The organism is Stenotrophomonas maltophilia (assembly GCF_006970445.1).
Lineage (GTDB): Bacteria > Pseudomonadota > Gammaproteobacteria > Xanthomonadales > Xanthomonadaceae > Stenotrophomonas > Stenotrophomonas maltophilia_AU.
In genome coordinates, this window is sequence record NZ_CP033877.1 from 3,822,307 (window position 1) to 3,837,939 (window position 15,633).

Consider the following 15,633-nt stretch of genomic DNA (forward strand, 5'->3'; position numbering starts at 1 on the left):
TCTACTGCCCTCTGCCTGGTAGATCCACGCCATGCGTGGATGCGACCGCCAACACACCCGGTTGATACACCCCATTCACCGATGAAACACATCGCACAGTAGATCCACGCCATGCGTGGATGAGGTGCCCTCCCGGGAAGGGTCAGAACCCCTTCCTGCGAAAAGGGACCCGACTCCGTGCCGTCAGATCTTCAGATAGATCTTCCGCCGGTCCAGCCACCACGCCACGCCCCACCACAGCGCGACGAACGCCAGCGCCTGCAGCATCGACGCCAGCTCAAGCGCCTGCGGCATCGCGGTGGCCAGCTGCTGCCAGATCCAGCCCCAGGCGCCGCTGGCCATCAGCACCACCGACATTATCGATGCACCCAGATACGCGGTGATCGCGTTGACACCGAAGCGCCGGCCCAGCGCCGGCCAACCCTTCTGGTCGATCAACACATGGCCCAGCCATAGCGCCAGCGCGGCCAGGCCGCCGGTCCACAGCACGTAGCTGGGCGTCCACAGTTGCTTGTTCAACGGCAGCACCACGGCCAGCAGCAGGCCCAGCGCGGCAGTCACCGCACCCAGCCCCGCCAGCGCCGCGGCACGCCCGCTGCGCAGCAGTCCTCCGGCCAACAGGCCAAGCACGGTACTGGCCAGCGCACCCAGCGTGCTCAGCAATCCTTCCGGGTCGTGGCCCAGCCCGGTATCGGCCTGCCACTGGTAGATCCAGGGGGCGAACAGCGTGGTGTCCAGGCGGCTGGCCGGGTTGGTCCACGGCGCCAGGTCGCCGACGCCCAGCAACAGCACGGTGTAGCCCACCAACAGCGTGACCAGCACGCCGGCCTGCACGCGCGGCCGCGCATACACCGCCAGAACACCTACCAAAGCTGCGCATACCGCGATCCGTTGCAGCACGCCCCAGATGCGGAAGTGATGGGTATGCAGCGCCCACCAGATCAGCAGGTGCAGCAGCGCACCGGCCACCAGGATGCGCAGCGCGCGTTCCAGCACGCCGCGCGCCAATGCCGGTCGCGCCGCCGCATCCCGCGCGCGCGGTGCCACGCTGAAGGCCATCGACACGCCCACCAGGAACAGGAAGAACGGGAACACCAGGTCGGTGGGCGTGCAGCCATGCCATTCCGAATGGCGCAGCGGTGCGAACACTGCACTCCAGTCACCCGGGTTGTTGACCAGCAGCATCGCCGCCACGGTGATGCCGCGCAGGGCATCGATCGAGCCCAGGCGGCGCGGCGGCATACTTCCCTTCAAGGGATCGGCCATCAGGCGGCCTCGTACTGTCCGGCAATCCAGGTGCCACGCACCTGCAGGGCGTCATCCAGCAGGACCAGGTCGGCTTGGTAGCCCTCGGCGATGTGGCCGAGGCGGTCGTCGACGTTGAGGAACTGCGCCGGATAGGTCGAGGCCATGCGCGCCGCTTCGGCCAGCGGTTGGCCCAGCAGCTGCACGGTATTGCGCACGGCGGTGGCCATGTCCAGTGCAGAACCGGCCAGCGAACCGGCAGCATTGCGCACCACGCCATCGATGGCGGTGATGGTTTCGCCATACAGCACATAGCTGGGATCGTCGGCGCCGACCGGCGGCATCGCATCGGTCACCAGCAGCAGGCGGCCGCGCGGCTTGGCCGCCAGCGCCACGCGCAGGCTGGCCGGGTGCACATGCACGCCATCGACAATGATGCCGATCCAGCTGTCGCGGTCTTCCAGCGCAGCGCCCACCGCACCGGGCTCACGGCCCTGCAGCGGTGACATCGCGTTGTACAGATGGGTGAAGCCACGCACGCCGGCATCCAGACCGGCACGAATCTCTTCGTACGTGCCAGCGGTGTGGCCAGCAGCAACGATCACGCCACGTTCGACCAGCGCGCGGATGGTTTCCAGCGGCACACGTTCCGGTGCCAGCGTCAGCAGGGTCACGCCGTTGTCCAGCGACGCGGCGAGCGCGATCTCATCCTCGTCCGGCACGCGGAACTTGCTGGCATCGTGCGTGCCCTTGCGTGCCGGGGCGATGTACGGCCCTTCCAGATGGATGCCAATCACGCCCGGCACGCCCTGCGCGATCGCCTCGCGCATCGCACCGATCGCCTCGCGCATCACGCCCACGTCATCGCTGATCAGCGTGGGCAGCATCGCGGTGGTGCCGAAGCGACGATGCGCCTGCGCAATGGTACGCAGCGAGGCGACATCGGGCGTGTTGTTGAACAGCGCGCCGCCGCCACCATTGACCTGCACGTCGATGAAGCCCGGCAGCAACCAGCCGCCACCCAGGTCCACCTGCTCGGCCGCGTGGCCCAGCTGCGGTGCGGCATCAGGCAGCATCGCGCTGATGCGACCGTCCTCGATCACCACCGCCAGATCGTCGCGGAACTCATCGCCGGCGAGAATGCGGGCGTTGCGCAGCACCGTTGCCATCACACCGTCTCCGTAACCTTGTTCAGATGCGGCGGCAGATCCGGATTGAAGCCACGACGCAGCGCCAACGCGTTGATCGCGCGATAGAAGCTCTGCACGGTCAGCAGCGGTGCGCACAGCGGGTGCGGCGCGGCGGCCACCGGCAGGTTGCCGCCGGCACCGGCCATCCATACCTGCGCACCGCGTGCGGTGAATTCATCGACCACCGCACGCGTGCCGGCGCCGGTTTCGTCCGGCTGGGCGAAAGCCAGCACCGGGAAACCGCGATCGACCAGCGCCATCGGGCCGTGCTTGACCTCGGCCGAGCTGTAGGCTTCGGCGTGCAGGCTGCAGGTTTCCTTGAACTTCAGCGCCGCTTCCTGCGCCGCACCCAGGCCCAGGCCGCGGCCGAGCACGAACAGGTTGGTGGCATCGACCAGGCCTTCGGTCACTGCGCTCCAGTCGCACTGCCAGGCCTCACGCATCGCGTCCGGCAGCAGGTCCAGCGCTGCTCGCAGGCTGCTGTCCTGTTTCCAGTAGGCGGCCAGCTGCAGCAGTGCGGCCAGCGAGGCCAGGTAACTCTTGGTCGCCGCCACGCTCTTTTCGGCACCGGCATGCAGCGGAATGACCGTGTCGGCCAGCTGCGCCAGCGGCGAATCCTCGACGTTGACCAGCGCGATCACGCGCGCGCCGGCGGCCTTGGCTGCCTCGGCGTTGCGCAGCAGGTCCGGGCTCTTGCCCGACTGCGAAATGACGATGAACAGTGCACCGCGCAACTGCAGCGGTGCGGCATAGACCGAGCCCACCGACGGCGAGGCCGAGGCAACCACCAGGCCCAGCTGGGTTTCCAGCAGGTACTTGCCATAGGTGGCGGCATGGTCGGAGCTGCCGCGTGCGCAGGTGACCACGAACGGCGGCGGCGCGGCGCGCAGGCTGGCGGCCAGGGTTTCCATGGTGGCGTGGTTGCGCGAGAACTGGCGGGCAACCACGTCGGCCGCTTCAGCGGCCTCGGCGAACATCAGGGTAGCGGTGGGGTCTGACAGCGACATGGCAGGCTCAGGCAGGATCGGAAGAAAGGGGGCGTGCGCCGGCCGGGCGCATCGGCGCGGTCGAACCGCGCACCACCAGCTGCGGCACGAAGCCCTGGTTGTGCAGCGGTGCCGGCGCATCGTCGTAGGCGTCGCTGCGCAGCTGCGCGATCAGCAGGCGCGCGGCATGGCGGGCGATGTCCTCGGTGGCCTGCTTGGCGGTGGTCAGCGGCGGCCACGACTGGCGCGAGAACGGGCTGTCCTCGAAACCGGCAATGGACAGGTCGTAGGGCACGTTCATGCCGGCCGACTTGGCAGCGGCCAGCACGCCGGCAGCGATTTCGTCGTTGGAACCGAAGATGGCGGTGGGCGGCTCGCGCAGCGCCAGCAGGCGGCGCGCGCCGCGGAAACCATCGTCGAAGGTGTAGTCGCCCTGCACCACCAGATGCTTGTCCACGGTCATGCCGTAGTCCTTCAGCGCGGCTTCGTAACCGGCATAGCGCTCGCCCGAGGAGCGGTGCGAGATGCCGCCCCAGAGGAAGCCGATGCGCTGGTGGCCCAGCTGGATCAGGTGCTCGGTGATCTCGTAGGCGGCCTCGCGGTCGTCGACGAATACGCAGGCACCGTCGGCCGGGTCTTCGGTGGCCGCAATGATGCGCACCAGCTTGATGCCGCGCGCGGTCAGCGCCTGGATCAGGTCGCGGCGTTCGGACATCGGCGCGGTCAGCACCAGCCCGGCCAGGCGCGAGCGCTGCACCCAGTCGGCGAGTTCATCAGCCAGCAGCGGCGAGCTGGAATCGCAGGGATGGATCTGCAGGCCGAAACCGGTCTCGCGGCAGGCGGCCAGCACGCCGTTCTGCACGCCGATGATGTGGTACGGGTTCGGGTTGTCGTAGACCAGCCCGATCACGAAGGTGGTGCCGCTGCGCAGGTTGCGCGCGGACGGATCGGGCTCGTAATCGAGCTCGGCGATGGCACGCAGTACCCGCGCACGGGTGGCCTGCATCACCGAAGGCTCGTTGTTGATCACCCGCGAGACCGTCTTCAGCGAGACCTTGGCCTTCTCCGCAACGTCCTTGATGGTCGCTCTGCGCATGGGTTTTCCCTGGGGTTGGCTGCCGTCCATCATCGCCGATCAGGCCTTGTCCTGCGGCAGGCCGGCGCGATGGCCGATCACCGAGTAGAACAGGATGTACAGGTAGCAGGGCACCATCAGCAGCACGAACACCAGCTGGAAGTCGATGTGCTGCTTGAGCACGGCGAACAGCTGCGGAATGATCGCGCCGCCGGCGATGCCCATCACCAGCAGCGCCGAGCCGGTCTCGGTGAAGCGGCCCAGGCCGCGGATCGCCAGCGGGAAGATCGCCGGCCACATCATGGCGTTGGCGAAGCCCAGCAGGGCCACGAAGGCCACCGATACGTAGCCGTGGGTGGCCCAGGCGCCGAGGCAGAACACCACGCCCAGCACGGCGGAGAAGGTCAGGTAGCGCGACTGCGACACCACGTTGGGAATCACCAGCAGGCCGACCACGTAGCCGATGAGCATGGCGAACAGCGTGAATGCCGTGAACATCTTGGTCTGGTCCAGTGGCAGGTCGAAGCCGTGGCCGTAGGTACCGATCGCATCGCCGGCCATCACCTCCACGCCCACGTAGACGAACAGGCACAGCACGCCCAGCCACAGGTGCGGGAACTGGAAGATGCTGCGCCGTTCGGCGGCGCCGGCCGCGACCGGCGTGGCATTGGCTTCGGACGACTTGATTTCCGGCAGCGGCGAGAACAGCACGGCCACCGCCAGCAGCACCAGCAGGCCGGCCATGGCCAGGTACGGCGCGTGGATCTTGGCGGCGAACTCGTTGAGCAGCTGTGCCTTGGTGGCCTCATCGGCGGCGGCGACCGTCGCCGAGAGATCGCCGATGCCATGCAGCACCACGGTACCGATCACGATCGGCGCCAGGATGCCGGCGATCTTGTTGCAGATGCCCATCAGCGCGATGCGGCGTGCCGCCGTCTCGATCGGGCCGAGGATGGAGATATAGGGGTTGATCGCGGTCTGCAGCAGGGCCAGGCCGCTGCCGATCACGAACAGGCCGCCGAGCGCACCCGGGTACCAGCGCTGGGTGGCGAATTCACCGAACAACGCGGCACCACCGGCCATCACCAGCAGGCTCAGGCTCAGGCCCTTCTTCATGCCGGTGCGGCGCAGGATCCATGAGGCCGGCAGGGCGAGGAAGAAGTAGGACAGGTAGAACACCATCAGCACCAGGAAGGCGCCGACCTCGCTGAGCTCGAAGGCGAGCTTGACGAAGGTGATCAACGGGCCGTTGAGCCAGGTGAAGAAGCCGATCAGGAAGAACAACACGCCAACGATGGCGATGGAGGTGGCCACGTTCGGGCGCGCGCTTGCAGCGGGGACGGCGGACATCAGGAGGGCTCCTGCGGCGACGGCCGCAGAACGCGGCGTCGGAGAGTGGCTGGGAACAACGTTGTCACATTCTTTCGATGGACAACGGCGGTTTGTCAACTTCCCTGCACGCCCCCGTGAACCTCGTGCTGCACTGCGCAAGTCGATTGCGGTGCTCCGCGCTGAATGCGTGACAGGCCTAGAGCCCCATGCAGCAAAGGTTCCCGCATGAAACCCGCGCTCACGCCATGTAAACGTTTACCGCATGTCGTATTCGTTGCGGCGCAGCAACGAAAGTGTCACGAACTCGTTGACATCGTTGTCAACGCGGTTACAGACTCCGCCCCAATCGCCGCCCCCGATCCTGGGGCCGGCCCCACCTGCAGCAGGAGCCCGCGTGACCGCCAGCCACCCCGCCCCCTCGCATGTCCTGTCCCGCGTCGCGCCCTCGTTCCTGGCCGCGGACGTCGGTGGCACCCATGTGCGCGTGGCCCGGGTCCAGGCCAGCGGTGACACCGCCCATCCGGTGCAGGTGCTGGAATACCGCAAGTACCGCAACGCCGACCATGCCGGCCTCAGCGCAATCCTGTCCGACTTCCTCGGCGAGGGCCCGCGGCCCACGCATTGCGTGGTCGCCAGCGCCGGCTACGCCCGCGAGGACGGCACGGTGATCACCGCCAACCTGCCGTGGCCGCTGTCGGCACGCCAGGTGGAGGCCGATGTCGGCCTGCAGCGGGTCTACATCGTCAACGACTTCGAAGCGGTGGCCTATGCCGCCGCGCAGGTGGACGCCAGTGGCGTGCTGCATCTGTGCGGGCCGGACACCGCTGCGCGTGGCCCGACCTTGGTGGTCGGTCCCGGCACCGGCCTCGGCGCCGCGCTGTGGATTCCCACTGCGCATGGCCCGGTGGTGCTTCCCACCGAAGCCGGCCAGCCGACCCTCGCCGCCAGCACCGAACTGGAAATGGCCATCGTCCGCCACATGCAGCGCGACCGCGCCCATGTGTCGATCGAACATGCGATCTCCGGCCCGGGCCTGATGAACCTGTACCGCGCGGTGTGCGCGCTGCAGGGGCAGGCACCGACGCTGGCCAGCCCTGATGCGGTCACCGCCGCCGCCATGGCCGATACCGATGCGCACGCGCGCCAGGCGCTGGATGTGTTCTGCGGCCTGCTCGGCAGCACCATCGGCGACATGGCCCTGTTCTATGGTGCCCACGGTGGCGTCTACCTGGCCGGCGGCATCCTGCCGCAGATCCGCGAATACCTGCACGCCAGCACGTTCGTCGAACGCTACCTGCAGAAGGGGCCGATGGGCGAAGCGCTGGCACGCATCCCGGTAAAGGTCGTCGAGCACGGCCAGCTGGGCGTAGTCGGCGCTGCCAGCTGGTACCTGCAGCAGTCGGCCGCCTGACACCGCAACAGGCTTCAACGCAATCGCAGCACGCAGTACGTGGCACGCCAACGCACGGGACTTCGCCGCCGCCCCGCGCATGTCATCGCAACCGTAACCGAACACCGCCGCCGGCATCCAATCGAGTGATGAGGAGAGACATCATGAATACCCGCAAGACCCTGCTTTCGGCCGCCATCGTCAGCTGCATCGCCTTCAGTGCCCACGCGCAGCAGGCCACCCAGACCGCCACCGACCTGGACACCGTGACTGTCACGGGCATCCGTGGTTCGATGGAAAAGTCGCTGGACACCAAGCGCGAAGCCAATGCGCGCGTGGAAGTGGTTACTGCCGAGGACGTGGGCAAGCTGCCGGCGCACAACGTCGCCGACACCCTGCAGCGCCTGCCGGGCGTCAACATCAGCTCGTCCAGCGCCGATGAAGGCGGCTTCGACGAAGCCGACCGTGTCAGCCTGCGCGGCACCAGCCCGAGCCTGACCCAGACCCTGATCAACGGCCATACCGTCGGCTCGGCCGACTGGTTCGTGCTCAGCCAGGGCAACAATGTCGGCCGCAGCGTCAGCTACTCGCTGCTGCCGTCGGAACTGGTCAGCTCGGTGGAAGTGAACAAGTCCTCGCAGGCCAAGCTGCAGGACGGCGGCACCACCGGTACCGTCAACATCATCACCCGCAAGCCGCTGGAGTTCTCCAAGCAGTTCACCGCTGAAGGCTCGATCGGCATGGTGCGCTCGGACCAGGCCAAGTCGAACGACCCGCAGTATTCGGCACTGTTCAACTACAAGAACGACGAAGGCACCTTCGGCGTGATGGTGCAGGGCTTCAGCCAGAAGCGCGAACTGCGCCGTGAAGCGCAGGAAATCCCGGGTGGCTTCTTCAAGATCGGCGCAGACGATCCGGTCGCCAAGACCAATCCGGACCTGATCGGCGTCAATGTCCCGGGCCTGCTGGGTTCGACCCTGTTCGAACAGACCCGTGAGCGCAAGGGTGGCCTGGTCTCGCTGCAGTTCAAGCCGAGCGACAGCCTCACCCTGGGCCTGAATGGTTTCAGCTCCGAGCTGAAGGCAAACAACTACAACCGCAACTTCATGATGTTCGGCAACAGCTTCGCCAAGTCGCAGGCGCCGGATCCGGGCTACGTGGTCAAGGATGGCGTGCTGACCAACGCCAACTACAAGGGCGTGCCGGGCACCAACTATGCGGTGTACGACATGATCTACCGCGAGTCGAAGGCCAAGTCGAGCTATGTCACCTTCGATGCCGACTGGCAGATCAACGACAGCCTGACCGCCAAGTTCCAGGCCGGCAGCACCAAGGGCACCGGCGAGACGCCGCGCCAGTACATCGCCGAGGTCACCCTGGCCAACGGCGGCGGCGCCAGCTGGGCCACCCACGGCAATGGCTCGCCGATCGACTGGAATGTCGGCGGCGATATCTCGCCCAACGGCGTGACCAGCTTCGGCACCTGGGGCAACCAGCAGGTCACCGCCGAAGACAAGGAGAAGTGGGCCACGCTCGACTTCAACCAGTACTTCAATGATGGCGGCGTGCTGAGCTCGATCGACTTCGGCCTGCGTTTCGCCGACCACAAGCGCGAAGCACTGTCGCCGGAAGGTGCAACCCCGGGTGACATCTGGAGCGCGCTGAAGAACGGTGCGACGGCCAACTATCCCAGCGGCTTCGCCGGTGACATCGGCGGCACCTTCCCGCGCAACCTCTGGTACTTCACCCCGGGCGCGCTGAAGGACGCGGTGACCAACAATTCCACCTGGCTGGCCGGCAATGATGGCCCGACCGGTCGCCACAACTACGGCGCCGAGTGGAAGGTGAAGGAGAAGAACTTCGCCGGCTACGTGCAGGCCAACTTCCGCGGCGACTGGTGGAGCGGCAACGTCGGCCTGCGCTACGTCAACATCAAGCAGGACATCGACACCTACAACGCGGTCAGCAAGGCCGCCGATGCCGATGTCAGCAGCCTGTTCGGCATGTGGGAGCGCCTGGCCTTCCAGAACAAGCGCAACCGTGTGCTGCCCAGCGCCAACATCAAGTTCGACCTGGACGACTCGCTGGTACTGCGCGTCGCCGCTTCGCAGACCCAGACCCTGCCGGATTACTCGGCACTGGGCGCCTCCTCGTACGGTTCGGACCTGAACCGCACCGGCGGCGGCGGCAATCCGAACCTCAAGCCGACCCTGTCGACCAACCTGGATGCCAACCTGGAGTGGTACTTCATGCCGCGCGGCCTGCTGTCGGTGGGCGCATACCACATGAACCTGAAGGACTACATCGCCTTCGACGTGGTCTCGCGCCAGCTGTACAGCGAACTGACCAACCAGCTTGAGACCTACCAGATCTCCACCCCGATCAATGCCGACGGCAAGGTCACCGGCGTGGAAGTGGCCTACGAGCAGCCGATCGGCGAATACTTCGGCATCAATGCCAACTACACCTACGCCAACGGCACCACCTCGCACACCTGGTCGGATGGTTCGCACAACCTTCTGGGCACCTCGAAGAACACCTACAACGTGGGTGCCTACTTCGAGAACGAGCGCTTTGGTGCCCGCGTCAGCTACACCCGCCGTTCCTCGTTCCTGATCAGCCTGTCGGGCACCAACCCGTACTACCAGGATGACTTCGGCACGCTGTCGGCGTCGCTGAGCTACAAGGCCACCGACTGGCTGAGCATCAGCCTGGATGGCCTGAACCTCAACAACCCGACCTACAAGTACTACCAGACCGCGGCCATCCCGACCTCGTTCTACAGCAACGGTCGCCAGTACTACCTCAACTTCCGCTTCAAGTACTGATCCAGCGGCGGCAACATCGCCGAGTCGTGCACGCACGCCGGGCCTGGGTCATTCCGGGCCCGGCGTTTTTCATGTATAGCGTTCATCGCACCGTTCCAAGGAGTCGTTCCGATGGTCAAGCCTTCCCGCGCCCGGATGCGCAGCGCGCTGCTGCTGGGCAGCCTGCTCGCTCTGCTGCCAGCACTGCCCGCACTCGCCGCCGATCCCACGCCGGCCGCTGAAGCACCGGGTCCGCAGCTGCGTGCCGGCAGCCTGATGCTGATTCCCGCCCCGGCCACCGTGCAGCCCGGCCAGGGCAGCGGCATCACCGTGCGCGCCGATACCGTGCTGCACGCTGAAGGCGAGGCCGCACAGCGGGTCGCCACGCAGTTCGCCGACCTGCTGGCGCGCAGCGGCGGGCCACGCCTGGCACTGGCCAAGGGCAAGACTGCATCAAGGAGCGGCGGCATCCGTTTCGAGATCGTCCCGACCTTCCGCGACAGCGGCGAGGGCTACACGCTGGAAAGCACCGCGCAGGGCGTGCTGGTGCAGGCCGGCAACGAAACCGGCCTGTTCTATGGCGCGACCACGCTCGCCCAGCTCGCCACCGGCGGCAGCAACGGCGTGCTGCCAGCGGTGCAGATCCAGGATGCGCCACGCTTCAGCTGGCGCGGTTTCATGCTCGACTCGGCACGGCATTTCCAGAGCCTGGACGAGATCAAGCGCGTGCTCGACGCAATGGCTGCGCACAAGCTCAATACCTTCCACTGGCATCTCACCGATGACCAGGGCTGGCGCATGGAGATCAAGCGCTACCCGAAGCTGACCGAAGTGGGCAGCTGCCGCCTGCCGGCCGGCGACGGTGGCATCGATCCGGCCAGCGGCCAGAAACATCCGTACTGCGGCTTCTACACGCAGGACCAGATCCGCGAGGTGATCGCCTATGCCGCGAAGCTGCATATCCAGGTGATTCCGGAAATCGATGTGCCGGGGCACGCGACCGCAGCGATCGCCGCGTACCCCGAGCTGGGTTCGATCAACACCCCGCTGAAGCCGATCAGCGAATGGGGCGTGTTCCCGAACCTGTTCAACGTGGAAGACAGCACCGTCACCTTCCTCGAGAACGTGCTGGAGGAAGTGATCGAACTGTTCCCGGCCAAGTACGTGCACGTGGGCGGCGACGAGGCGGTCAAGGACCAGTGGGAAGCCTCGAAGCAGGTGCAGCAGCGCATGCGTGCACTGGGCATCAAGAATGAAATGGCCATGCAGAGCCACATCATCAAGCGCCTGGAGACGTTCCTGGAGGAACACGACCGGCGCCTGATCGGCTGGGATGAGATCCTCGAAGGCGGTCTGCCGCCGCAGGCCACGGTGATGTCGTGGCAGGGCACCGAAGGCGGCCTGGCGGCGGCCAGCGCCGGGCATGACGTGATCATGTCGCCGGTCGGTTACCTCTATCTGGATTACCTGCAGACGGCCTCGCCGAATGAACCGCCGGGCCGCCCGACCCAGGTCAACCTCGGCAAGCTCTACAACTTCGAGCCGGTGCCGGCCGAACTGGCCACCGACAAGCGCGGCCACATCCTCGGCCTGCAGGCCAACATGTTCACCGAGCACACGCGCAGCTATGCACGCCTGCAGCACAACCTGTTCCCGCGCCTGGCCGCAGTGGCCGAGACCGGCTGGAGCACGCCGGAACATCGCGATTTCCGCGATTTCCTCGCACGCCTGCCGGCCCAGCTGCAGCGCTACCGCGCCTGGGGCCTGGCCTACGCGCAGACCCCGTTCGAAGTGGGCGTGGACTACACCGACAGCCGTGCGGCCAACACGGTGACTGTGTCGCTGGCCAACCCGCTGGGCTATGAAGTGCGCTACAGCACCGATGGCCAGCCGGTGACCGCGCAATCACCGCTGTACCAGCAACCGCTGACCGCGACGCTGCCGACCACCGTGCAGGCCGCCGCGTTCTACCAGGGCCAGATGCTGGCCGCGAAGCCGAGCATCGCCGCGTTCACCGCGCAGTCGCTGCTCAGCCGCCGCAGTGATGAACTGCTCAGCTGCGTGGGCAAGAAGGGACTGGTGCTGCGCCTGGAAGACGATGGCCCGCGCGAGGGCGCCCGTGCAGTGTTCAACGTGGACATCTTCCAGCCGTGCTGGCGCTGGCCGCAGGCGCAGCTGGACGGCATCGGCAGCGTGGAAGTCCGCGCGGGCCGTATTCCGTACTACTTCCAGCTGGCCCACGACGAGCCCAAGCGTCGCTTCGAGAAGGCCAAGCGCGCGCATGGGGAGATGCTGGTGCGTCGCGGCGACTGCAGCGGCAAGGTGCTGGCTGAAGTACCACTGCCGGCCAAGCCGGATGCCGATGGCTTCGTGACGCTGAAGGCCACGTTGCCGAAGGACACGCAAGGCACCGGTGACCTGTGCATCAACTTCACCGGCGACACGCGCCCGGCGATGTGGGTGCTGGATGAGGTCACGCTGGGGAAATGACGGCAGGTCTGTCTTGATGGGTGCCGACCTTGGTCGGCACCTCGGGCAGTTCATCCACGCATGGCGTGGATCTACTGAAACTCCATCCACGCATGGCGTGGATCTACGGGTAGGTGCCAGCCCTGGTTGGCACGCTTTTACCCGCGCCAGCGCAGCAGCAGGTCGCGCAGCGGGGTCAGTGCCGTGGCCATGCCGGCCAGCACACCGATCGTATTGGCCAGCGCATCCATCGGGTCGGTAGTGCGGTTGCTGGTCAGCGCGCCCTGCGCGAACTCGATGCCGATACCCATCAGTACCAGGCCCACGCCCACCCACAGCAGCGGGCGGCCCCGACGGAACAGCTGCACCGCGCTGCCGGCCAGGACGAAATAGGCGAGGAAGTGCTCGCCTTTGTCGCTGTTTTCCGGCAACGGAATCGGCGGCGGTGGGATCAGGCAGACCACGATCACCAGCAGCACTGCGGTGACCCACAGTGCGGTCCACAACCGTGGCCGCCGCAGCAGCTTGATCACCGGCAACGCGTGGCTCACAGGCGCCAGCTCAGGTCACCCAGCTCGAAGGCCGGTTCGAAGTCGACGCCACGCTGCAGGCCGATCGCCTGGAAGCGCTCGCCCATCTCGGTCGGCAGGGTCAGCTTCTTCACCTGGTCGCGCAGCTGGATGCGGCCGACCTCGTCGGTACGTTCCTCGGCCAGCAGCAGCACCTGGTCCAGGCCATTACCGAGCAGGAAGCTGGCCTGGCTGCAGTAGCCGGCCAGTTCAAAACCACCGTGCGCGCCGGCCTCGGCCATCGCGGTGAAATCCACCGACGCGGTGATGTCCTGCAGCCCCGGCCAGCGATGCACGTCGTTGTGCACATGGTGGCGGTAGAACGCACGTACGGTGCCATCGTCGCGGTCGTGCTGGTAGAACTCGCCGCGGTTGTAACCATAATCGACGAACAGCAGCGCACCGCGCTGCAGGCCGCCGGCCACCGCCTGCAGCCAGTACGGCAGCTGCGGCAGCACCTCGGAGCGGTAGCCTTCGGCGAAGGGCTTTTCCAGGTAGCGCTCGATATGCCGCACTGCGCCGTTGAGCAGGATGTCCGCCGGCTGCGCGCCACGGATGAAGTTGCCTTCGGCATCCAGCTCGACGGTTTCCTCGTAGACCTCGCCGTCCCGGATCAGGAAGCGCGGGGTCGGCAGCGCGTCGATCACCTCGTTGGCGAACACCACACCTTCCCAGTCCTCTTCGAACGGGCGGTCGACCCAGTCCACCCGCGCGGCCAACTCCGCCGGCAGGTTCTGCTGCAGGCGCTGCTGCTGGCGCTCGCGCAGGTCGGCGCTGGGTTCCAGGATCGCGTAGCGCGACGGCAGCGCGTCCAGCTCGGCCAGGCGCAGCAGCACGGCCTCGGCGAAGGCACCGGTACCGCCGCCCAGTTCCAGCATGCGCGCCTGCGCACCCAGCTGGGCGAACACGGGCGCCAGCGCATTGGCCACACTGCCGGCGAACAGGCTGCCGAGCTCGGGCGCGGTGGTGAAGTCACCGCTGCCACCAAACTTGCTGGCGCCGGCGCTGTAATAGCCCCAGCCGGGGGTGTACAGGCACAGCTCCATGAAGCGCGAGAATGGCATCGCCCCGCCCTGTGCAAGGATTTCGGCGCGCAGGGCGGCCGCCAGCTGGTCGCTGTGGGCCAGGGCATCGGCTTCGGGCAGGGGGAAGGTGGGCTGCATGGCGTCTTCGAATGCGGTGACAATGGTGCACAGGATAGCCGAGCCTTGGAGGACCCTCGATGAGCGACACCCACCCCGTGGTCCTGATCACCGGCAGCGCGCGCCGGATCGGTGCGGCCATCGCCCGCCAGTTCCACGCCTGTGGCTGGTCGGTGGTGCTGCACGCCAATACCTCCAGCGCCGAGCTGCAGCAGGCCGCGTTCGATTTCGACAACGTACGTCCCGGCAGCGTGCTGGCCCTGCAGGCCGACCTGCGTGACGCCGACGCCCTGCCCGACCTGGTGGAACAGGCCGTCACCCACTTCGGGCGCCTGGACGCGCTGGTCAACAACGCCTCCAACTTCTTCCCCACCCCGCTCGGCCAGGTCACCGCCGAGGCAATGGACGAGCTGTATGCGGTCAATGCACGCGCGCCGCTGCTGCTGTCCCAGGCGGCGGCGCCCTACCTGCGCCGCCAGCAGGGCTGCATCGTCAACCTGACCGACCTGCACGGCACCGACCCGATGCGCGACCACATCGCCTACACCATGGCCAAGGCCGCGCTGGAAATGGCCACACGCTCGCTGGCGCTGGAGCTGGCGCCCAAGGTGCGGGTCAATGCAGTAGCGCCGGGTGCGATCCTGTGGCCGGAACAGGGCAAGGACGATTTCGCCCGGGAGGCGCTGCTGGCGCGCACGCCGCTGGCGCGGATCGGCACGGTCGAGGAGATCGCCGAGGCGGTGTACTGGCTGGTGGCCGAGGCCAGCTTCGTCACCGGCCACACCCTGCGCGTGGATGGCGGGCGCACGGTCAGCTGAAATGTTGCCGGCCAGCGGCCGGCACTACCGGTCGTGCCGGCCGCTGGCCGGTAACCTCCATCAATCGAGGTCCACCACCTCGAACGCCTCGCCAAACTGCGTGTGCGCGCGCCACAGCGTGGCCAGGTCCAGCCCGCTGACCGGGTCGATGAAGCCCGGCGCGATGTCGGCCAGCGGCTTCAGCACGAAGGCATGCTTCAGCTCCGGGCGCGGAATGCGCAGGTGGCCAGGGCCTTCCACCACCAGGTCGCCGTAGAACACCACGTCGATGTCCAGGGTCCGGTCGGAGAAGCGTGGCCCGCTGCGATCGCGGCCGTGCGCGTCTTCCAGCGCATGCAGCCAGTCGTCCAGTTCCTGCAGCGGCAGGTCGGTCTCGATCGCCACTGCATTGTTGAGGAAGGCCGGGCCATCGAAGCCGACCGCGGCGGTACGGTAGGCCGGCGACACCTGCAGCGCGCCGAAGCGCTCGCGCAGGGCCGCCACCGCGGCGTGGAGGTAGCGGCGGGGCTGGACATTGCTGCCCAGGCTCAGGAGCACGGTCGTCATGCGGTTCAGGTGGCAGCGATGGGGGCGTGGACATGCCGTCGTCACGGCGGCCTGCCTACAATCC

The 15,633-nt window shown here is 67.1% G+C and carries 12 protein-coding genes; 4 read left to right on the top strand and 8 right to left on the bottom strand.

The annotated features are described in order from the left end of the window. Window positions 1-183 precede the first annotated feature (183 nt). The 5 genes from EGM71_RS17500 to EGM71_RS17520 are packed head-to-tail and all read right to left on the bottom strand — an operon-like array spanning window position 184 to window position 5,846. Window positions 184-1,266, bottom strand: coding sequence for an acyltransferase family protein (locus tag EGM71_RS17500; protein WP_223224492.1), 1,083 nt, complete (start codon window positions 1,264-1,266; stop codon window positions 184-186). Further along, the gene (gene nagA, locus EGM71_RS17505; protein ID WP_188485999.1) at window positions 1,266-2,414 is read right to left on the bottom strand and encodes an N-acetylglucosamine-6-phosphate deacetylase; all 1,149 of its coding nucleotides are present in this window, start codon (window positions 2,412-2,414) and stop codon (window positions 1,266-1,268) included. Before nagA ends, EGM71_RS17500 begins: the two co-directional genes overlap by 1 nt. Continuing rightward, window positions 2,414-3,442 carry an SIS domain-containing protein gene (locus EGM71_RS17510; RefSeq protein ID WP_188486001.1) on the bottom strand — a complete coding sequence of 343 codons (1,029 nt, stop codon included), beginning with the start codon at window positions 3,440-3,442 and terminating at the stop codon, window positions 2,414-2,416. Before EGM71_RS17510 ends, nagA begins: the two co-directional genes overlap by 1 nt. Before the next feature lie 7 nt (window positions 3,443-3,449). After that, window positions 3,450-4,517 carry a LacI family DNA-binding transcriptional regulator gene (locus EGM71_RS17515; protein ID WP_188486002.1) on the bottom strand — a complete coding sequence of 356 codons (1,068 nt, stop codon included), beginning with the start codon at window positions 4,515-4,517 and terminating at the stop codon, window positions 3,450-3,452. Window positions 4,518-4,556: 39 nt separating this feature from the next. Continuing rightward, window positions 4,557-5,846: a sugar MFS transporter gene (locus EGM71_RS17520; RefSeq protein ID WP_188486005.1), complete on the bottom strand. Its 1,290-nt coding sequence runs from the start codon at window positions 5,844-5,846 to the stop codon at window positions 4,557-4,559. 376 nt (window positions 5,847-6,222) lie between these two features. Between EGM71_RS17520 and EGM71_RS17525 the strand changes: the two genes are divergently transcribed. The 3 genes from EGM71_RS17525 to EGM71_RS17535 all read left to right on the top strand — a co-directional run bounded on the left by EGM71_RS17525 (window position 6,223) and on the right by EGM71_RS17535 (window position 12,515). Then, window positions 6,223-7,239, top strand: a complete 1,017-nt coding sequence (locus EGM71_RS17525; protein WP_049442849.1) for a glucokinase family protein — start codon at window positions 6,223-6,225, stop codon at window positions 7,237-7,239. Between the two features lie 143 nt (window positions 7,240-7,382). After that, complete coding sequence (locus EGM71_RS17530) at window positions 7,383-10,046, top strand: TonB-dependent receptor (protein ID WP_188486007.1); 2,664 nt, start codon at window positions 7,383-7,385, stop codon at window positions 10,044-10,046. Window positions 10,047-10,157: 111 nt separating this feature from the next. Then, a complete protein-coding gene (locus EGM71_RS17535) occupies window positions 10,158-12,515 on the top strand; it encodes a beta-N-acetylhexosaminidase (protein ID WP_188486009.1) in 2,358 nt (785 codons plus the stop codon). A 137-nt stretch (window positions 12,516-12,652) separates the two neighbouring features. Here the strand turns inward: EGM71_RS17535 and EGM71_RS17540 are convergent, their stop codons facing one another. Together EGM71_RS17540 and EGM71_RS17545 are read right to left on the bottom strand one after the other, a co-directional pair. Beyond that, window positions 12,653-13,045, bottom strand: a complete 393-nt coding sequence (locus EGM71_RS17540; protein WP_188486011.1) for a VanZ family protein — start codon at window positions 13,043-13,045, stop codon at window positions 12,653-12,655. Further along, window positions 13,042-14,226, bottom strand: a complete 1,185-nt coding sequence (locus EGM71_RS17545) for a class I SAM-dependent methyltransferase (protein ID WP_188486013.1) — start codon at window positions 14,224-14,226, stop codon at window positions 13,042-13,044. Before EGM71_RS17545 ends, EGM71_RS17540 begins: the two co-directional genes overlap by 4 nt. Before the next feature lie 59 nt (window positions 14,227-14,285). Between EGM71_RS17545 and EGM71_RS17550 the strand changes: the two genes are divergently transcribed. Next, a complete protein-coding gene (locus EGM71_RS17550; protein ID WP_008265570.1) occupies window positions 14,286-15,023 on the top strand; it encodes a pteridine reductase in 738 nt (245 codons plus the stop codon). A 60-nt stretch (window positions 15,024-15,083) separates the two neighbouring features. On the opposite strand, the gene folK is transcribed toward EGM71_RS17550, so the two are convergent. Beyond that, a complete protein-coding gene (gene folK / locus EGM71_RS17555; protein ID WP_188486016.1) occupies window positions 15,084-15,569 on the bottom strand; it encodes a 2-amino-4-hydroxy-6-hydroxymethyldihydropteridine diphosphokinase in 486 nt (161 codons plus the stop codon). Window positions 15,570-15,633: the final 64 nt, after the last annotated feature.